Origin of the sequence: Pseudoalteromonas sp. NC201 (assembly GCF_002850255.1) — a bacterium.
GTDB lineage: Bacteria > Pseudomonadota > Gammaproteobacteria > Enterobacterales > Alteromonadaceae > Pseudoalteromonas.
Map to the genome: position 1 here is coordinate 3983719 of NZ_CP022522.1, position 21478 is coordinate 4005196.

Sequence of the window (21478 nt, forward strand, 5' to 3'; positions counted from 1 at the left end):
AACTTAATTCCAGATATCAAAACCGGCTGATATTTCGAAATCGAACACAGCTTTTCGGAATTGGAAAGAGATCTTAACTTTGTTTGCCAATATGTCATTTATCTTTTGTTACATTCATTTTACCTTGAGTTTCTGACAGGCTCTGATGTTTTGGGTACACTCAGATTTTTACAATTTCGAGTCAACATTATGAAGAAAACGGCATTAAGCATTGCCCTTGCGCTCACCTTCGCAAGCGCCCCAAGCTTTGCAAAAAAAGACAAAAAAGAAGAAGAAAAAACAATCGCTTCACTAGTCGAAAATAAAACCAGTATTGATGGCCTGTTTCCGCTTTATCAGGATAAAGAAAGCGGAGAATATCTAATGCAAATCAATGAGATGCAACTTGATACTCCGTTCTTATACTTCGCGCATACTGTTGATGGCGTTACCGATGTCGGCCATTTTCGAGGTAACTACCGAGAAACGAAACTGATTGAGTTTAGAAAACACTTTAACCGCATTGATATTATCAGCAAAACACCGCGTTTTATCTTTGATGAAAACTCAGCTATTGCGAACGCGAGCGATGCCAACATCAGTGAAGCCGTACTCGCCAGTATCGAAATTGAAAAAGCTGAAGACGGTAAAATTTTATTCAAAGCAAATAAGCTATTTTTAAGTGAGTCACTGCATAAAGTATCTCCTTGGAAACGTGCAGATGACAAGAACGCAAGCAAGCGCTTTGCCCTTGGCAAATTAGACGACAAGAAATCTCGAATCGTTAAGCACCGTCCATATAGCAACAACTTAGATATCGTTGTTGATTATGTCTTTAGTAACCCAAACCCAAAAGTTGCAGGTTCAAATGCAGTGACAGACTCACGTTTTGTCTCGCTAAAAGTACAACATAGTTTTGTCGCACTGCCAGACAATGACTACCAACCTCGCTACGATGATGCACGTATCGGTTACTTCACCAATCAGTTTGACGTGCAAACTTCACCAGATTGGGCGCCGTATAAAGACGTTATTAAGCGTTGGAACTTAGTGAAGAAAGATCCAAGCGCGGCGCTTTCTGAACCTGTTGAACCTATCGTGTGGTGGATTGAAAACACCACACCAGTCGAATGGCGTGACACGGTTCGTGATGGTGTACTAGGATGGAATAGTGCGTTTGAGAAAATCGGCTTTAAGAATGCCATTGTTGTAAAAGTACAACCTGACGATGCCACTTGGGATGCGGGTGATATCAACTACAATGTACTGCGCTGGACTTCTTCACCTCGCCCACCGTTTGGCGGCTATGGTCCAGCAACTGCCAACCCGCTTACTGGCCAAATTCTTGGTTCCGACATCATGCTAGAGTATGTATTTATGCGTAACCGCTGGATGTATGACTCACTCTACTCACAAGGTCAAATGAGCCATGGTGCAGAGGCATCAAGCGATACACTACACTGTTCGCTTGGACATGAAATGCAAGGTCAATTGATGACGGCAAGCCTTGCAACAGGTGCTGACATCGAACGCAAAGAAATGCTACGACAGGGCTTAGTACAGTTGGTTCTTCATGAAGTAGGACACACCTTAGGCCTAAACCACAACATGAAGTCTTCTATTTTGTGGGGTCCTAAAGAAGTACACGACAAGTCAAAAACACAAGGTATCGTAACCGGCTCTGTGATGGACTACGCGCCAGCTAACATTGCCCCTCTAGGCGTTGACCAAGGTGATATCTTCCAAACCAAACCAGGTCCGTATGATGATTGGGCGATAGAATTTGGTTACAGCACAGCACTTAACGATGACACCCAAGAGCAACAGCGCCTTGAAAAGATCTTATCTCGTTCTGGCGAACATGGCTTAGCTTTTGGCAACGATGCCGACGATATGCGTGCGCCGGGGCGTCATATTGATCCTCGCGTGATGATTGGCGACTTATCATCCGATCCGGTGACATACGGGGTTGACCGCATGACTCTGGTCAACCATTTATTCACCGAACTAAAAGACAAAGCGCGTGTTGAAGGTCAGTCTAACCAACAGTTATTAACCTCTGCGAATATGCTGTTTGGTCAATACCGTGCTCAAGCAACTGTGATTTCACGCCAAATTGGCGGTGTATACGTTGAGCGCAGCGTAGTAGGCACAGAAGGTGAAACAAAACCATTTACACCAGTACCACTTGCGCGCCAAAAAGCGGCTATGACCGCGCTTAAGGAAATGGTTTTCGCACCGACCGTGCTTGAAAATATGCAGCCTCTTTACAACTACATGCAAGCGCAGCGCCGTGGCTTTAACCATTATGGTAAGAACGAAGATCCTAAAGTCCATAAGATGGTACTTGGCATGCAAAAGTCGGTACTAGACCAAGTACTACACGCGAATGTATTACAACGTATCAGCGACTCTACGTACTATGGTAACGAATACAGCCTAAACGAGGTGATGAACGACCTGACTGCCGCTATTTTCGTTGCTGATAAGAATGCAACTACCTTAAGCCAGAACCTACAAATTGAGTACGTTTCTCGCTTAATTAATGTTGCAGGATTGAGCAAAGCGAGCAAATACGACAATTTGGCAAAAGCCGCTGCACTATTCCAACTGCAGAGTATTTTGGATAAGAGCACAGCTTGGGGTGCCGATCAGGCAACTAAGGCACATAAAGCGTATATTGATCGTATGATCACAAAAGCGTTAGAAGCGTAACTCGAAAATTTTTGTATTACGCGAGTGAAATGAGCGAAAACGTTAAGGGCTAGCAATTTGCTAGCCCTTGTTTTGTCTGTTTATATCACTAAGCTAAAGCGGGTTTAGAGCGATAGTACTGAATACAGCCTAATTGTGCGGCATTAGTCAGTAAAATCATCACAAACATCAACACGTGAGCTACGCTAACATGACCTAAGCTCAGTTCAGCAGCCAAGCCAATTCCTCCGGCTAAAAACTGCAGTGAGAAATACCTAGCGCTTAAGTTAGAGACATCACCGCTTTTAATTGTTTTATAGGTCTGCGGCATAACTCGAATTGAACTCATCACTAGCCCTAAGTAAGTTAACGCATTTAGCAACGCAGCAGCTTCAATGTCCTTTGCCAATAAAAGCCCAAATGGCAACGTCGACAAAGCAAGCAAGAGTGCTAATTGATTACACTGTTTCGAGCTTGCGTTGTAGCGAATAAAATAATATAAAATAAGTGCACTTAAAGAACCTGTAACAACAAAAGGCAACACCATAAAAAAACGTTCAAAGAAAACGTTGTAGGCAATAAAGTAAGAGCTTTGTGCAACACCAAAACTCATCATTAACAGTGAGACACCTGATACACTGCGATTTTTACGGATCTTCCTAATCAAAGGAACAAAGCTTAAAACCAAAACGAAAGAAGAAACGATCGGTAAATATTCGCTCAATGCCAACTCCAAATGTCTAAATTGTTGCTAAGTTAAAGTGCTGTAAAACCCTTAAAAACACTTTGTAAAATTATGATTTTTAAGGTTTTTATTTTTGAAGGCGCGCATTTTAAGAACTAAACATAAAAATACAACATAACCTATAGAATCTATTTCCCACCCCTTGGCAAGGCTCAAATACAACCGTATAAAAATAAGTACACTTTAGAAGGCTTAGAAATGCGGCGGCATGAAAACATCTAACTATCAGCCGGCATGGAATTAATAAAGTAAAACTTATGTTAAAATAATATATATAAAACTTTACAAAACGAATTATTGTTTCTATTTTGGTGTGTGGATGTTCAAAAAACATACCACCAACTGGTCGTGCCCTACAGTGCACCCAAGGCTTGGTTCGGTATTGAACGACGCCCAACTTTTTATCTCAAGTTGGATAACCACACACTCAAAAGGAATAACAATGAAACGACACATTCTTGTCACAGCATTAGGTTTAGCATCAGGTATCGCGATGGCACAAGCGCCACTAACGGAAGCTCAGATGATGGAATATACCAGCAAAGCTAGCAAAGCAATGATTGGTAAAAAGTACGAACTAAACCTTCCACTTATTACTCAAAACAGTGCTACAAGCACTTCAACGTCTACACAAACTATTGTGCAAACAGTTTCACACCCAGATGCAAGCTACATCAAACTACACTTTAAAAACCTCACCCTTGCAAACGGCGGTAAACTCGTTGTTCGCTCGGAGGATAGTGGCGAGCGCTATGAATACACCCAAGCAAACCTCCGCGCAGCAACGGTTGATCCAAGCCTCGGCGATGACGGCGTTAAACAGTTTTCTGCTATGTCAGTCTCTGCTGATAAAGTCATCATTGAATATACTCCAGGCCAAGGTAATGCAGGCAAAACACCCGAAGTCGATTTTTACTATCATGGTACTGAAGGGCAAGCAACTGTTGAGGGCTTGACCGATGTGACGCCCATGTCAACTTGTGGCGCAATGGAACGCAAAGACGTGCAGTGCTGGGCGCAATCGCACCCGGTGGAATTCGAGCGTTCGCGTCCAGTCGCCAGACTGCTCATGAACGGCAGTGGTTTATGTACGGGTTGGCGTGTTGGTGCAGATAACCGTATGTTTACCAATAATCACTGTGTGGGATCAGCATCAGAGCTGGCGAATACTGAGGTATGGTTTAACTATCAAAGTACGAGCTGTAACGGCAGCCAGCGCGAGACTGTGGTTAAGGTCACAGGTAAAGACTTCCTTAAAACAGATTACACACTAGATTATACGCTGTTTACCATCAATGATTTCGCTAAGGCCCAGCCGTTTGGTTATTTTGGCTTAGACGTGCGTAATCCATCGCAGGGCGAGCGTATTTACATTCCTCAACATGGTTCAGGTAATCCTAAAGAGCTGTCGATTGAGTCTGATCAAGACACCAATGGACTGTGCTCTGTTAACCAAGCAACGGCGAATGGTCGAGGTACGGGTACAGATATAGGCTATTACTGCGACACTATTGGCGGCTCGTCAGGCTCGCCTGTACTTGCAGCCTCAACCAATAATGTTGTTGCGCTACACCACTTAGGTGGCTGTACCAATAAAGGCGCTAAAATCAGCTTAATTTGGCCTCAGGTTTCTAGTCACTTTGGTGGCCAAATTCCTGTTGGCGATAACGGCACTACCGATCCATTGCCCGTTGCGTTATTTACTTACAGCTGTAATGACCTAAGCTGCAACTTCGATGGTTCAGGCTCTAGTTCACCAAATGGTTCTATTACACAGCATAGCTGGCAGTTTGGTGATGGCGCATCCGCTTCAGGCGCGCAAACGTCATATAGCTTCACAAACTCTGGCAGCTATACCGTAGAACTCACCGTGACAGATAGTAATGGTGACACTGCGTCAACAACACAACAAGTCACCGTGACGCTGCCAGGTGAAGAGCAAAAGCTTATCAAGGGAGTAGCCAAAACAGGGCTTGCTGGTGCTAGCGGCAGTGAAACCTTCTTCTATTACGATGCCCCTGCAGGCACGAATACAGTGACATTCAATACAAGTGGTGGCACTGGTGATGCTGATATGTACGTACTTAAAGGTGCAGAACCAACAACCAGCAATTGGACTTGTCGCCCTTACCGTTATGGTAACAGCGAATCTTGTACCCTAAATGAAGGTGCAGGTCGTTATTGGGTGATGATCCGCGGGTATAATGCTTACTCCGGCTTGCAGATTATAGCGAACCATAATTAATCTCAGCACTTTATAACACACCAAACAATGTGCGGGGCTAGCCTCGCACATTGTTTGATAGCAGTCCGCAACGATTACCTACAACTCATACCAAACACTAAACCAAACACGGTTTTCATTGGTCATATTACGCCCCTCTATACGACCAACTCCAGCACTAAACCGTAGATCGGTTAATCCGGCAGGAGCAAAATCAGCGGCCTTATCTAATATCACTCGAGACAAAGGTAAGCGCATCTTAATACCGTAATTTTGCCCAATCACTTCTCCATCTAACTGATGCTGCTTATAAAATAACTTAGGTTTGCCCTGCTGCCATGAAGTTGCAAATTCATAGCCTAAATAGCGGCTTCCCGTTGCAAATAGATGCGGCAACATAGGTTCGCTGACAGCGTGTAAACTGTTACTAATACTAGTACTGGTAAGCGCTCCACCGCCCACAGATAGAGGCAATTCGCTGCTGTAGCGGCTATCGACCGATGCATAGAATGGAATTAGCCATGCTTTAGCAAACAAGCTCAGCTGATAATCAAAACCATCTAATTCACCTAGCCACTGAGCTGCAGAGACTTGCAGTGCTACACCATGCTGCTGCGTATCCCACATTGCACGACCGTTAAAGCCGTAACGCCCGCCGCTCCATGCTTTTTCACCATGTTGCACACGAATAACGCCCAATTCGGGAGCGAGGAAATTCAATGCTTCACCAAAACGATAGCTAGATGACAAGGCAAATTGCTTAAAGCTGCTTTTATTCTGGATCTTTACTTGTGGCGAGCGAGACTGCTTATCCGCTTCTAGCTCTTGATATCCAGCATCAAACGTCGTTTTCCAGTTTTCATGACGATATTCAAGTTGGGCAAATGCGCCCATCAACGCACCATTATTGATGCTTTTCTCGGCTCCAAGCTGCCAAGCAAGTTGGCGCAGCACATCCTGCCCTTTTAATGCCACGCCCAAACTATCAAAAGAGGCGCTATTTAATGCGCCTGATAAGGCGACAGAATAAGACTGTTCGAACACAGAATAATCAGAACTGGGCAGCGCGGTTTGATCTATCTTAGCCGCAGGTAATTGATGGGGATGCAGTTCTTTTTGTTCCGCCTCATTCACTTGCTCCAACACGCTCACGGTGCGCCAAGCCGGAGACACTATTTTGTTAACCTTGACCCCCTCAGGGGTCGCATAGCTCACCAGTAACTGCTGTGAATGGGTAATAATTTGCTCAAGCGGTTTAGCACTCGCAGGTAAGGTCTCAAGTATTTTACTCGCCATGTCATAACGCATCACCGCTAAATGGCCTGCGACTCCAGAGATAAAGTACAGCTTGTCATCATCATGAGACCAAGTTAACCCCGAAAGGTATTGATGTGACTTGGGTAAATAAACAATTTTAGTTGTATCATGGCTAAGATCTTTAACAACAAGTTGCCAGCGTTTGTTAGGAGTAACATGCACATAGGCTAATGTCGTCTTTTTATTAGAGAGCACAGGAAAGTCATGGACATCCCCAAGCTTGCTTGTGGTGATTGGTGTTTGCTTGCCTGAGTCCAACTCTATGGTCACTAGCTGTGAGTAACCCAAACGAGACACCTCCGCAATAACGGTATTGGCATCAACAATACTAAAGCGACGAATACCCGCGCCTTCGGTTAGTTGCTTTGGCTTTCCAGTACCAACTTTCCAGACAAACAAATCATTGATAAAGGTATTGTCTGTAGCCGGCGTTTTTGCAACGAAGTAAATATGGCTGTCATTCAGCCATTGGGGGTAATAGATACCAGCAAAATTGTGAGCATCAAGCTGCGCAAGTCGCTTTTTTGGAAAGACTTCGGGTGCGATATCCACAATATCTTTAGGATCGGCATTTAATATCGCTTCGTTGCGCTTATTAAATTGCTCAATGGCTTCTACATTTTCTTTGTTTTCGTAGATATTGAGTGTGACTTGGCGTTTACGATTTTGCTCTACCACCAAAAACTGACTGCCATCTGGAGAGAATGCAATATCTCGAGCAGCATATGAGAACCGCTGCCAAAGCTCACTCTGTGTCGGAACCAAGGCCAGCTCCTGCTGCATGGCCTGATAGCTATATTCAACAATAAAGCGACGATATAACTGGCTTGCTGGCGCTCCAAAAGCACCACTAAATGCGGTTTCAAAACTGCGAGATTCCACCGCCTGCGCTCTTGTCCACACTGCATCTAACGTCTGTGCGCCATAATTATCCTCAAGCCATGCTAGAAAACGTACGCCTACTAAGTATGCCATGGAATTGGAAAGGTAAGACTTGTCGCCATTATCTAAAGCGCTATAGGTCGGTAATGCACCTTGCTGCGCGTAATAACGCACAATGCTCTCACTGTAGTTGTCGTATAAACGTCCTCGTCCCGTTAATCTAGACTCCAGCAAGGTAGCATAGCCTTCGCTGACCCAGCGCGGTAATACCGCATCGAGCAAGTCGGTAATATCGTGCCAATCTCTGAGATGTTGTCGCCATTGATTACGGCTCGGCTGTGATAGATGAACGAGATGAATATATTCGTGCAAAATGAGCAACTGCTGCCAACTGGTGTTATTTGCGATGACGGAATCAGCTTGAGGCGGCGTCGCTTGCAGTGCCATCATTGGTTTATCTGTGCTGGGTAATGCAAAGCCATTGGCCACATTTTCTGGATCGTAAATAATCACATCAGCACGTTCACTCAAGGCTCTACCTTGTTGTGCCAGCACTTTATCTCGCACCACCTCCAGCTCATTTGCTGCAGAATACGCCCATTGCTGAAGCGCCTGAGGATAATGCACATTAAAGTTTTCGGTTTTGATGGTTTGCCACTTAGCCTGTAAACCAAAGCTAGTTAAAGCAACAAAAATTATCAGTAGCGCTCGCATTACCTTTCCTAAATAAATCCGGTGGCGCTAGCTTAACAAGAGATGTAAAGAAAAAGTGTGCTTTTTAGTAACAATTTCTTGCGCACGCTACGCCTTAAAACGCCTATTTCGGGGCAAGCAAAATCTGAGTTGCTCTAAATGCGCGTAATTTTTCAGTGATTTTGTGGCTGTGCAAGGGTGATAAACAAGCTAAGTACCGCAAGAGACACTGCAAAAACAAAAAATACCACGGTTGAACTCAACCCCGCCTGCCATTTTGCCGCGGCGATTAAACCCGCGCTCAATAACACCGCCAACTTTGCCTTGGTATGTGCATGTGGTTTGAATGATTTGGAGTAGCTATACGCCATAAAGATAAAGCCGCTGGCCAGCAGATAAGTGACTAACATGGTAGCTCCTTGCCAAGGTTTTGAAGGAACTTTAATTATATGCTAATGATAATTATTATCAACAAGGCAAAGTGATTTTTATTAATCCTCCTGAGTCTGTGTTGTGACAACTCAGTTGTCCATCGTGTAACTCTACAATGGTGCGGCTAAAGGTTAAACCTATTCCCTGCCCACCTTCTTTGGTGGAATAGAAAGGAGTAAGCATGTTATCTAGGTTGGCAAAGCCCGGGCCATTGTCTTGCACATCAATCACCGCTTGTTGCTGCTGATAATAAGCATGTAGCGTCAACTTGGCACTTTCACCACTGGCCTCAATGGCATTTTTAACTAAGTTAATCAGCACTTGCTCAATTAAGGCTTTATCGAGATTGAGCGTATTCACAGTGCAATTTACTTGGATGTCGGTATCCTCAAATAACGCAGCAACAGAAGACAGTAACAGCATGATAGAGACTGACTCCCGATCTAGCCTTGGGGTTTGCGTAACTTTGGCGTATTGGCTCACAAATTGTTGTAAATGCTGGCAACGCTGACCTATTACACTTAGCGCATGCTGCTCTTTTTCGTCCTTTGCTCTTGCTAATAAGGTTTGCGCTAGGGAGCTGACGGGCGTCAAACTGTTATGGATCTCATGACTTATTACTCGGATTAAGTGTTGCCAAGCAGCCAGCTCCTTTTTACGTAATGCCTTAGTAATATCGAGTGCGACAAGTAAAGAAAACTGCTTACCCTCTTGAAAGAATTCACTACTTTGTAGTTGCCACCGAGATTGCTGCGCTGTATCTGCAAAATGCCAGTGATTATCTTGTTGCACCAGCCCAAACTGAGCCGCGCTTATTCCCTTACACTCTAACCAAGGGCGATGATAAAGTGACTCAAATGCACAATTGGCATAGGCAAGTTTGAGTTTTTCGTCAAACATCATAATAGGCGTATTAAGGCTGTCTATTAGCTGATAAATGATAAACTGCTGACTATGATAGCGGCGCTTTTGACTGTGTAGCTGTGCACTTAAGGCCAGTAAGCGCTGTTCAAATTCGGCTACCACGCCCGCTGTATAATGTGGCTTAATAGTTTGAGTAAAATCACTTTGTGCAATCGCTTCCAGCTGCCAATTAGCACGCATGGCAATGCGTTTAAGGTGAGACAGCAGTATTTTTTGTAACCCGCCCAACAGCCCCAACACACTCACCGATACGGCAGCTACCCACGTTATCTCTAGCTGTAATTGCAGAAGCAGCAAAGTCAGTAAAACCGTACAGCTAATGGTTAACAGCGTACAGTAGGCCCCAAGCCGCCACTCAACGCTAGCCAGATGTTTTAAGGCCATATTTTTCCAAACGCCGATAAAGAGAAGAAGCCGTGAGTCCAAGTATTTTAGCGGCTTCTGCGACATTGCCTTGAGCGCGTTGCATCGCTTGCTCCACCATTTCTTGCTCCACTTGTTGCAAAGTCTTGCTTGGCATATCACTGATCACTTTAGGTGCGGCGGTAAAGCGTAGTTGGCAATCACTGAGCTCAATCTGCAAGCCTTCCGCCATTAACACGGCACGCTCCATGACGTGACTTAACTCACGCACATTGCCGGGCCAATTGTGTTCAATCAACACAGCTTTAACCGCAGGGCTAAGTTCACGAATTGGCTCACCATACTGCGCACAGAATTTAGCGACAAAATACTCAGCCAACGGCACGATATCGCCAAACCGCTCGGCGAGCCTCGGCACTTCAATCACAATTGTATTGATGCGATATAACAAGTCTTCTCGGAACTCACCGGCTTTCACTAAGTCGTCAAGATTGGTGTTGGTTGCGCAAATAAGTCGACAATCCGCTTGTTGCGTCTGACTGCTACCCACAACTTCATAACTGCCATTTTCCAGCACCCGCAGTAATTTTGCTTGTAAAGGAAGTGGAATAGTCGCAACTTCATCCAAAAATAATGTGCCCTGCTTTGCCATTGCAAAACGACCAACACGATGCTGCTTTGCATCTGTAAACGCCCCTTTGCTATGACCAAACATCTCACTTTCGAATAATGATTCTGGCACCGCGCCCATATTCACCTCAACCCAAGGTCCTGCTGAACGATTAGATTGTTGGTGTAACCACTGAGCTAAATGACTTTTCCCCGCGCCACTTGGGCCGGTAAGTAGTACCCTAGCGTCGGTTTTTGCTACTTTAGCAAGCTGCTTATATAAAGATTGCATCGCCTGAGAGCGCCATTGAAACGCGCCGCGCTCGCTGTGTTTTGCTACGATATTCGCTTGCTTTAATGATATTTTGAGTTGTTGCTGCACGGCTTGCAGCAGCTGCTGATTGTCCCATGGCTTTTCGATAAAGTCGCTCGCACCAAGCTGCATTGCAGACACCGCTAACGCGACATTTCCCCAACCGGTGATACAGATCACAGGCACATTAAGATTGGAGTCACGTAGCCAGCGCAAAAAGTCCAGCCCTTCATTGCCTGAGGTGGTATCTCGGGAGAAGTTCATATCGAGCAAGGCTAATGACACTTGCTTAGCGGTGAGCAGTGGCTTGGCAAGTTCAAGGGTTGCCGCCTCAATTACATTGAAACCTTGATCTTCTAAAAAGAATACGGCGCTGAGGCGTACTTCGGCGTTATCGTCGATAACCAGTATTGTGGGCTTTTCCATAGGGAGAATTTTTATTGTTATAGGGTTTCAGCGGAGCATAGTGTGCTCCGCGAATATAAAATTATAACCAACGGATGATTGTACTTAAGGTATGGCTTTCACCTGGTGCAAGTTGCACGGCATCGTCCATTACGTTACAAGCTTCTAAGCACAACATCTTGTGGTATTCGTCATCATTAAAGTTGCTTAAACGCTGTGACTTTTCAATCCATGGGTTCCAAAGCACACAAGAAGTTGAGTTTTCACGTTTTACTTCAATAATGCCCGCAGGCGTGTTGATGGTTTGCACTGGGCTTGCTTGGGTGTACACCATATCGGTTTCGCGGGCAAAGCTAACCACTTCGGTTTGCTCAAATGGACCTTCACCAAATTCGATATATTTCGCGCCTTGTAACCCATCTACTGTGGTATTACTTACTTCTGGCGTTGGGAAATACGTGTGTAAGGCTTGCGTTAACGTAAATGGCGCATCACCAGTATTGATATTGGTCAGTCGCACTTCAAGCTTGTCTGATAACACAAACTCAACCTCTAATTGTGACGTGTGTGGCCAGTATTGCGCTTCAACTAAGGTCATCGGTAGTGTGAGTTTAACGGTAATTTCATCGCTTTTTTCTTCAACGCTGTGCGCACGCCAAAGTAGCTTGCGAGCAACCCCATGAATTGGCCAATCCGCTTTGCTATGTACGCCAAACCAAGGCCAACAGATTGGAATACCACCGCGTACTGGTTTACCTTCAAGGTAATCTTCCGCCTCAGAAACCCAAATTAAATTGCCTTTTCCTGCTGGTGTAAACTCGGTAAGTTGCGCGCCCTGTAAAAAGATCTTCGCTTGGCAAAATGCACTGTCGACCCAAATATACTCTAGTCCGGACTCAGTGCGCTCGATTGAAACTGAAGGTGATAATTCCATGGTGATTCCTACGTCAACTCAATGATATGCCTACCTTACCACTTAAATACTACGAGTAAACTGTTATCCATCCAATTTGAAAGTTATTCAATTATACCAATGCGGTAGCACCGTGAGAGCGTTGCTCTCACGATTTATGGAACTTGAGGATTGGGCTAAAGCTATACTTTAAATTTGCCCACCAGCTCTGTGAGTGTGCTCGACAATGAATGTAATCTCACGCCATTTTGATTGGTATTCACAGCGATATCACTCACGCTATCCGCAGCATTTTTAATTTCCACCACGTTGCGATTAATGTCTTCAGCAACATGTTGCTGCTCTTCAGCTGCGGTGGCGATTTGCGTGTTAAGGTCGCTAATATTGACAATCGCTTGGGTAATTTCACTAAATTGTTGTTGCGCTGAGTTTGTCAGTTCAACCGTTTGCTCCGTGCGCGTTAGGCTGCGCTTCATTTCTCCCGATACCATTTCTGTCATTTTTCTAAGCTTATCAAGCTGAGAAGCGATTTCTTCCGTCGATTCAGAGGTACGCTGCGACAACGCGCGTACTTCATCGGCCACAACGGCAAAGCCACGGCCATGTTCACCTGCGCGTGCCGCCTCTATTGCCGCATTTAACGCTAAAAGATTAGTTTGCTCCGCTATGCCTCGGATCACGCTGAGTATCGACATAATATTTTCGCTTTCGGTGTCAAGCTGCATGATGTCTGCGGTTGCCTTATTGATCACTTCAGATAATGTTGTGACGCTCTCGACAGACTCTGTTATCACCCTTTGGCCCAACTCAGATGCTTGCTGAGTTTGCCCTGCAAGCTCAGCCGCATTGGCACAGCTTGCCGCCACTTCGTTTGCGGTTGCCGCCATCTCATTAATAGCGGTAGCAGCCATTTCAAGCGCTTGCTGTTGTTGACTGGTAGCGCCGGTGAGCTGATCAGACTGCGAAGCGGTTTGTCGTGAGGTTTCATTAACTTGCTGTGCACACTCATTGATTTGCGTCACCAACTCAGCAATGAGATTTAAAAACAAATTAAAACTCGTCGCCAGTTTGCCCGTTTCATCCTGAGCTTTAATGTCTAAACGCTGCGTTAAATCACCACCGCCTTGCGAAATTTCAGTTAAACCGTCACTCACTTCTACAATGGGCGCTGAAATCAACTTAGAAATATAACTTGCTAGCAACAAAAATACGGTGATCAGGACAGCACTTAGAATCAATATCGTCAGCGTCATCGCATTGGCTGCAGCCATTACCTCACTTTTTTCAACTAAACCAATAAACTTCCAGCCTAATTTGGGTGCTGTATAGATGTTGGCAAAGTAGTCTTGCCCGTTAATTTCGAGCTCAAATAGCCCATCTTTATTTTGAGCCAATTCACGATAGCGGCCGTTCGCAATGTCTGCCAGCTTTTTAAATCTATGTTCGGAGAACTTGGCATCGACCAACACATTTCCAGTGTCTTCCACTAGCATTAAATAGCCGGTCTCGCCCAATTTGATATTGCGGATGATTTTGGTCAACCCTTGCAGTGACACATCCATACCTTGAACACCCACGGTTTGACCATTGGCAGTAACCGCTTTTACCGTCGACACAATCACCATATCATCCGGCGCCCAATAATAGGCGCTAGTGCGGATCGTCTCACCATTTCCCGATTGCCCTGTTTGATACCAAGGACGCTCCCTAGGGTCGTAGTTTGCATTTACTTCACCTAAAGGCCATTGAATATAACCACCTTGTTGATTTCCCATGTAGATATAGGCAATACCGGGGTGCGTGTTACCAAAGTGCTCAAACAGCGAATACGCTGCTTGCTCTGTTTTACTTCCTGCTTTCGAATTAAGTCGAGTGGTATTGGTTGAATCCATATAAGTTTTCACGTCTTGCTGCGCACTCAAGACCTGTGCATGGGTTGCTAAGTAGTCTACGTTTTTTGCAATTTCATCAAAAAACATCTGAATACCATTCTCAACTTGTAGTGCCTCTCGATCACTTAGCTCCGAGAAGGTCTCTATCCCCTGCTGCCGAGTTTGACTGATAATTAGCCCCGCGATGATTAACAAAGGAAGCGCGATTGCCGTTGCGAAAGACAGCTTTAATTTTTGCGATATATTCATGAATAAACACCATTTCACAGATAGTAAAAATATAGTGAGGGATAGGCTATTGGGCAAGAATTACATACAAATGTGATCACTTGTTCGTCTTACATTCATCTTAGGTATGGTTAAATGCTGGGTAACTTTGAGGTCAGATAGGCCGCAGTGTTACTATGGATAATTCAATCAAAGACCATAAATTTATTTGCTTTCTGCAAGGATAGCTTTGGTGGTCTACAATTTGTAAGAGGTTTTTGCGCTCAACCATTTAACAACGGGACAACTATGTTAAAACTTTCAACCATCTCACTCGGATTAGGTCTAGCACTTTGCTCTAATTCAGTGCTTGCCGAAAACTCAGAAATTGACGCGCTAAAGCGCCAATTGGCTGAACTTCAGAAGAAACTCACGCAGCTAGAACAAAAAGAGCAGGCGCGAGCACAACAGGAAAAAGTCGCTAAGGCTGAAAAAGCCGAAGCAAAAGCTGAAACTAAAACTCAAGTTGCAGCAGCTGAAACAAAACCGACCATCAAAGTCGGCGGCGCGATCAGAACAAACTACAGCCATACGTCTTATGACGATGACAACAAGAACCGTGGTGGCGATTTTGACTTCGATATTTTCAGATTGAACTTCTCTGGCAATGTCGGAGGCTTTGGCTTAAATGCTGAAATCCGCTTTTTCGACTATATGACTGCGGTAAAATACGCTTACCTAGACTATGACTTTGCCGACCATTGGCAAGCTCAGGTTGGTATGACTAAAGTACCTTTTGGTAACTCACCTTACAATTCACACAACTGGTTCTTTAACACTACCTATTATATTGGTCTTGAAGACGACCACGACATGGGGGTGGTATTTAAACGTAAAGTGGCGGACAACTGGCAGCTTGATCTTGGTTTTTTCAAAAACGATGAGCTAGGTGGTGTGGACGGTTACGTGGATGACCGCAGCGATCGCTACTCTTATGACGTGGTAGGTTTCCGTAAAGCGGGCGATGGCGTTTATGACGACCCAACGCAACCAATCGGCGAATATAACACCTTTGTTGGTCGTTACGCGTACCATATTGAACACAACGGTGGCACCACTGAAATCGGCGTCTCTGGCCTTGCCGGTGGCCTTCACGATGGTAATGACCGAGCAGGTGATTACAACGCGTGGGCACTACATTTAAATAGCAACATAGGCCCTTGGAACTTACAGTTACAACACGGTGAATACCATTACGATATTGATGATGTAAACCGTATGGCAGTAGGTGCTTATGCATTTTATGATTCCATCGCAGCAGAAGCCACCATGTCGAACTTTAATGTAGCGTACAACCTGCCAGTTGAGTTCGGTCCAATTACCGATCTGCAATTTTATAACGACTTCGGTATTATTTACGACAAATCCGATAACACTGAAGACACTTGGATGAATGTCACAGGTGTGTCACTCGCTGCGGGTGCATTCTTCACCTATGTTGATTTAGTTCACGCGAAAAACCAGCCGTTTATTGGTGGTTCAATCGCAGGCGATAGTGACGAAAGCGAGCGTCGCTTCAACATTAACTTCGGTTATTACTTTTAATCTTTGGGATTAATTTTAGATATTAAATGAAAAAGGCGATGCACTAGTTGGCGCATCGCCTTTTTATTTCCTTGTTTTCTGTCATACCAATAAGACCAACGTTAGTTTGCGGCTGCCCTCCAACCAAGGCGTTCCGCTTCAGCGGCGGCAAATTGAGGTAAGTCTGCGGCGATAAATTGTTTGTGCAGTATTTGTACACCAAGCAAGTGATTGATCACGGCATCTAGTTGCACTTTGAGTGAATCATCTGCGTCTGGCGATTCATGTAACTCAAATAGCGCATTTACCGCTTCAAAGTCTAATAAGCCAGCGGCTTCTACAGCTTGTCTAGATAAGTATTTATCGGCCAGCACGCGCATTGCCGCCCATTTTTTCTCATCCGAGTGCGCCGGTGGTGCCATAAAAGCAAACTTTTCTCGTTCATACAGTACTTCTGGCAGCAGCCCTTTCATCGCTTCACGTAACACATACTTTTCTTTACGATCTTTAATGCGATATTGCGGGGGAATGGTAAAGGCAAACTCAGCGAGGTGATGATCCAAAAAGGCAGGCCTTGCCTCCATCGAATTGGCCATATCGACCCTATCTCCACCCCAAGTTAATATTTGCCCCTCAAGCATGGTTTTAATCCACACATACTGGGCTTTGTCGAGTGGATGGCGGGACTCTAACATGGCATCATCTAAAGTCTCAGCGATTGCTTTGCCTGCGTCATAACCCGTGAGTATTTCTCTGTGTTCGGCGGCAACGAGTTGATGGGCAAAGTGACTGCATGACAGCCAAGGCTGCAAACAACTTGGTGTGAAACCAACCACCTCATCTAATGCTGCACTATCGTATTGCTCACGGGAAAGCATAGCCCCCTTAAACAACTTATTGCTGTCTTCCAGCATGGTTTGCCACTGGGCTTTTTCGGTGTCATCAAGTTCATCTAAGCCATATAAAAACAGGTCTTTTCTAAATGCTGGATAACCCGCAAAAAGCTCATCGGAGCCTTCTCCGGTCATCACAACTTTATAATTAGACTCGTTAACTTGCTGGCTCATCAAATACTTAGCAACACCAAGCGTGTTATAAATAGTTCGTTCGGTATGCCATAAGGTTCGCTCGAAATGGCCATATAGCTCGTCACCGCTTAACGACATAATATGATGATCGGCCTTGGTGGCTTGCGCCATTTGCTTTGCAATCGGCGTTTCGTCGTACTCAGCACTATCAAAGCCTATGGTAAAGGCCTTAATTGGTGCTTGTGCCGCAGCTGAAGACAAACCCAAAATAGCGCACGAGTCTATGCCACCACTTAAGTAACAACCTACCGGAACGTCCGCCGTGAGTCTCAACTGCACCGCCTCTAGCAGCTGTTTGCGCACGCCATCAATGTAATATTCTTCATCTTTGCTGTTCAAATACGATTGCGCCGTTGGAAAGTTAACATCCCAATAAGGTCTATCTTCAATGCTAAAACCTTGTTCGCTTCTGGTGATGCTAACAACATGTCCAGGTTTGATTTGATGTACATTCGCAAATGCCGTGCTGCCAGGCACCATGACTTGGATCAGTTGATGAAATAGACCTTCACTTGAGAATCGACGCTTAACTTTAGGATTGGCAAACAGCACTTTCAGTTCTGAGCCAAACACAATTTCGTCGTCTGCTTGAGTGTAGTACAAAGGTTTAATACCAAAGCGGTCTCTCACCAAGTGCAACGTATCGGTTTGCTGGTCATACAACGCAAACGCGAACTCACCGCGCAGATGCGTCAGCATCTCATCGAGACCAAGCTGCTGATATAAGTGCATAGCAATTTCTGAGTCGCTTTTACTTTGGAACCTTGCCCCTTTTGCTACCAGCTCAGCTCGGATCCGCGCGTAATCGTAAAACTCACCGTTGTGAGCCAACATTAGACGCTTATCAGAACTAATAAAGGGCTGCCGCCCTCGCTGCTCGTCGAGGTCGATTATCGACAGTCTGGCGTGACTAAATCCCACGCCAGCCATTTGTTTATAGCCAAAGCCGTCGGGGCCACGATGATGTTGAATGGCTGCCATGTTTACTAATAATTGATTATCTATTTGTGTTTGCGCTTGCGTTGAAAAAATACCAGCAATTCCGCACATAATATCTCCCTAAATCACATCCATCACAGTACTGGCGCGCTGCACCATACAGGTCAATAAGGCTTGGCGTAAAAAGACGGCACCACGTGCCTGACTAAAATACCAATTGTGTGGCGTGGCATCTAAACTGGTACACAGCTCTTCACCCCGAGCCAGAGGATGAAGCACTATCGCATCGGGCTTAAAGGGGGAATCTGCGCTCAATTTAAACGACTTTCCATAGGTTTCGAAGCTTTCACCAACCCATGCAATGGAATTGATATACACCACATCAAGCTCAGGTAAAACGGCGTTCAAGTCATGGCCGATAGACACTTTGACCCCCGCTTCCTCTAACTGGGCTAATTGGTCGCTCGACACCGCTTCCTCGACACTCTCGTCGTAGAGCAGGAATATTTCGTCCACAATGCGCGGAAAATGTGTAAACATTTTCAGCAGGCTACGCACCGTACGCATTTGACTCGGCACGCCAATCACACCAATTTTTATAGGACTAAAGGCTTCGCTGTCAGGGAGTAATAACGACGGCCGCCATTTGAAGATAGTGTATAGATCAGACATCGCTTGTGTTGGGTGCTCATCAATGCCATTACCTGCGTTGATAATTGGGATCCGTAGGCTGTGGATCATCTCTTCAATAGACTCCACAGAGGTGTCACGTAAAACGACACAATCGCCATAATTATTGAACATCTCGGCGACATCTTGCAGCGACTCCCCTTTCGCAATGCCTGTTGAGGAGCGATCAGTGATCGACATAATATCGCCCCCCAAGCGGTGCCATGCACTTTCAAACGACAGACGGGTGCGAGTGCTGGGTTCATAAAACGCACTGATCAAAATTTTGCCACTAAGCGGCGAGCTGAACCTTGCAGGGTTACTTTCATATTTCGCGGCGAGGCGGAATAACTGGATCAGCACGTCTCGGTCAAGGTGGTCGACACTGATAATGTGCTTATTCTCCAAACAATGCAGCCTGTCCCCGTCTTCTTGTATCGCTCTGAGTAATGCTTTGGGATGTGCATCCCCGTAAACATCCGGCTGCGCTCGATTAAACTCTACTTGCTGCGCACTTACCATAACTGCCTCTTTTTAAAATCAATAAGGAACATAACGACAAGGACAACAGGACATAAACAACTGAGCACTATGGCCAGCCAAATTAAACTAGAAAATGCGCCCAATGAGATCATACATCCTCCACTTTGCTTTGTGTGCCCAACGCTTGCCAATGGAATGATTGCTGACTAAAACGCCAAGCAATCACACAAACTAATAACGACACCGCACAAGAAACTAATGCAGCGACATAAAAGCCAATATAAAAATACCCAATCAAACCAGATAGCGTGCCAAGCAACATAGCCCAGCCAGCGCTATTTCCCGTCATTCGCGCAAAGTACAAACCAAATACGATAGGCCAAATGGTGCTGGCGACGAAGGCACCAGCGAAGTTCAACAAGGCACCCAGCGTGGCGATTTTTGGTAAACACAAAAGCCAAGTTACTACACCTAAGATGACAATAATCCACTTAGCACTTTTTAAGCGTTCGCTATCGCTCGCCTTTGGTTTGATGCATTGCAGGTAAATATCTTGATTGATGAGATCTGACGTTGCGGCGAGCAGAGAGTCCAAACTCGATGCTAGCGCTGAGAACACCACAATGAACAGAATGATCGAGCCGGTATAGCCGAGCACTTGGCTTGCAACCAAGGGTCCCACCATATCGGCGCTAGCGGGATACAAACCTAAACTCGGCGCTGCCAGCGCAATAAACCCAGTTACGATGGGGATCGGTAGCCACAGTAGTCCTGCGATAAAATACGCCTTTTTGCCCACCCCACCTTTAAATGCAAACGCCCTTGACCACCATACGTTGCTGTGAAAAATTTCTCCTAAACCAAAAAAGATATTATTGAACAAAAACATCACAGCGGCAGGAAAAAGCAGGTCGAGTAGCTTGGGGTGGTCGCTACTGAGTTTTTGGTGAATTGGTTCAAGCCCAACATTCATCGCCACGACAATGGCAATTCCGACGACACCTGCCAAAATAATAATGGCCTGTAGAAAGTCCGTGGCGATCACCGCTTTTAGACCGCCAAAGAGCGTGTAGACCACACACATCAGCAGAATAATCGACATACCAAGGTGATAATCTAAGCCACTTAGGGTGTGTAGCAAAATGCCACCGGCCATGCCTAGGCTAACGAGCCAGCTCATGGCATACACGAAAGAGATCAGCAAAAAGACCCACCAAGAGAAACGCCCAAACCGCAACCGCATGAAGTCGCCACTGGTGTAGCCGTGGGGTAGTAAAGTTTTGATGCGTTGGCTTAGCGGCGCAAATAGCAACAATCCGAATGCGGCACAGGCGTAGCCTATCATGCCCCAAATACCAAACTGATAAGTGAGCTGTGGCGCAACTAAAGTGGTATTACTGGTGACCCAAGTTGCCATCGCAGTGGCACAAGCAAAGGCCAACCCAACATTTCTACCGGCCAGCGCAAATTCATTATGTGACTGCACGCGCCTGCCAATCCACCAGCCAAAAAATACCCATAGCAAAGCAAACGCTAGGGCAAGACCGAGCGCCAATGAAGCATTTATCATACGCTTTCCTTATCGTGCGTTTGCTTATTACCCACCATAATCATCCCTACAAGTAGCACAAATAAGCACAAGCCCAGTACAAACAGCGCAAGCGCCAGCGTTAACTGATGATGTTTGACTGAAAATGAGACCGACGTTTGTGCCGAGTTAGCAGAGGGACTACCTAAGGTTGCGAGATAATCACCATCAGCCAAGCCACTAATGGTTACCGCTTGTTGAGTCGGCTGAAGCGAAAGGGAGAGGGAGTAAGGTTCCGAAAGATGTTGAATGGATAGCTGAGTTGATTGCTGTAGAGGGGGACCTGTACGCTCAATGTGTAGCGTAATAAACCCAGCAGTCACGACCTCATCGCTCACCCTCAGCGAGGCGGCAAGCCCATTAAAGCTCGCAGCAAGTAAGACCAAGGTTACTACTCGGGCGATCCACATCCTCATAATCCCTAACTGCGGTTATCCAAGTCCGAATTCGCCGCAAGTTTTGCTATCCACATTATTCTAGTAGTAACAAAGACTAGCCCAAGGATCAAATTTGTCTAGTAAAGCCTCACCCAATT

At 45.5% G+C, this 21478-nt stretch carries 14 protein-coding genes; 3 read left to right on the plus strand and 11 right to left on the minus strand.

Translation table 11 applies throughout. The features are described from left to right. Nucleotides 1-189: 189 nt before the first annotated feature. Complete coding sequence (locus PNC201_RS17425; protein ID WP_102057757.1) at nucleotides 190-2694, plus strand: zinc-dependent metalloprotease; 2505 nt, start codon at nucleotides 190-192, stop codon at nucleotides 2692-2694. 88 nt (nucleotides 2695-2782) lie between these two features. Here PNC201_RS17425 and PNC201_RS17430 read toward each other — a convergent pair whose 3' ends face one another. Continuing rightward, nucleotides 2783-3397, minus strand: coding sequence for a PQ-loop repeat-containing protein (locus tag PNC201_RS17430; protein ID WP_102057758.1), 615 nt, complete (start codon nucleotides 3395-3397; stop codon nucleotides 2783-2785). Between the two features lie 463 nt (nucleotides 3398-3860). Here PNC201_RS17430 and PNC201_RS17435 point away from each other — a divergent pair, with 463 nt between their 5' ends. Then, entirely contained in the window at nucleotides 3861-5663 is a 1803-nt protein-coding gene (locus PNC201_RS17435) for a PKD domain-containing protein (RefSeq protein WP_102057759.1), read from the plus strand. 78 nt (nucleotides 5664-5741) lie between these two features. Here PNC201_RS17435 and PNC201_RS17440 read toward each other — a convergent pair whose 3' ends face one another. The 6 genes from PNC201_RS17440 to PNC201_RS17465 all read right to left on the minus strand — a co-directional run bounded on the left by PNC201_RS17440 (nucleotide 5742) and on the right by PNC201_RS17465 (nucleotide 14634). Then, nucleotides 5742-8555 (minus strand): hypothetical protein, encoded by a 2814-nt coding sequence (locus tag PNC201_RS17440; protein WP_102057760.1) that lies wholly within the window; start codon nucleotides 8553-8555, stop codon nucleotides 5742-5744. A 152-nt stretch (nucleotides 8556-8707) separates the two neighbouring features. Beyond that, nucleotides 8708-8944, minus strand: a complete 237-nt coding sequence (locus tag PNC201_RS17445; protein ID WP_102057761.1) for a hypothetical protein — start codon at nucleotides 8942-8944, stop codon at nucleotides 8708-8710. Between the two features lie 58 nt (nucleotides 8945-9002). Continuing rightward, a complete protein-coding gene (locus PNC201_RS17450; RefSeq protein WP_102057762.1) occupies nucleotides 9003-10274 on the minus strand; it encodes a sensor histidine kinase in 1272 nt (423 codons plus the stop codon). Then, entirely contained in the window at nucleotides 10252-11601 is a 1350-nt protein-coding gene (locus tag PNC201_RS17455; RefSeq protein WP_010606927.1) for a sigma-54-dependent transcriptional regulator, read from the minus strand. Before PNC201_RS17455 ends, PNC201_RS17450 begins: the two co-directional genes overlap by 23 nt. Nucleotides 11602-11662: 61 nt before the next feature. Beyond that, complete coding sequence (locus PNC201_RS17460) at nucleotides 11663-12514, minus strand: D-hexose-6-phosphate mutarotase (protein ID WP_010606928.1); 852 nt, start codon at nucleotides 12512-12514, stop codon at nucleotides 11663-11665. A gap of 161 nt (nucleotides 12515-12675) precedes the next feature. Beyond that, entirely contained in the window at nucleotides 12676-14634 is a 1959-nt protein-coding gene (locus tag PNC201_RS17465) for a methyl-accepting chemotaxis protein (protein WP_102057763.1), read from the minus strand. Between the two features lie 267 nt (nucleotides 14635-14901). Here PNC201_RS17465 and PNC201_RS17470 point away from each other — a divergent pair, with 267 nt between their 5' ends. Further along, on the plus strand, nucleotides 14902-16197 hold the full coding sequence (locus PNC201_RS17470; protein ID WP_102057764.1) for a porin: 1296 nt from the start codon (nucleotides 14902-14904) through the stop codon (nucleotides 16195-16197). A 101-nt stretch (nucleotides 16198-16298) separates the two neighbouring features. Here the strand turns inward: PNC201_RS17470 and asnB are convergent, their stop codons facing one another. The 4 genes from asnB to PNC201_RS17490 form a co-directional block, all read right to left on the minus strand. Further along, nucleotides 16299-18314, minus strand: coding sequence for an asparagine synthase (glutamine-hydrolyzing) (asnB, locus tag PNC201_RS17475; RefSeq protein WP_102057765.1), 2016 nt, complete (start codon nucleotides 18312-18314; stop codon nucleotides 16299-16301). 9 nt (nucleotides 18315-18323) lie between these two features. Next, nucleotides 18324-19394, minus strand: coding sequence for an aspartate/ornithine carbamoyltransferase family protein (locus tag PNC201_RS17480; protein ID WP_010606932.1), 1071 nt, complete (start codon nucleotides 19392-19394; stop codon nucleotides 18324-18326). A 109-nt stretch (nucleotides 19395-19503) separates the two neighbouring features. Further along, nucleotides 19504-20925: a sodium:solute symporter family protein gene (locus PNC201_RS17485; RefSeq protein ID WP_102057766.1), complete on the minus strand. Its 1422-nt coding sequence runs from the start codon at nucleotides 20923-20925 to the stop codon at nucleotides 19504-19506. After that, a complete protein-coding gene (locus PNC201_RS17490; RefSeq protein WP_102057767.1) occupies nucleotides 20922-21353 on the minus strand; it encodes a hypothetical protein in 432 nt (143 codons plus the stop codon). Before PNC201_RS17490 ends, PNC201_RS17485 begins: the two co-directional genes overlap by 4 nt. Between the last annotated feature and the right edge of the window lie 125 nt (nucleotides 21354-21478).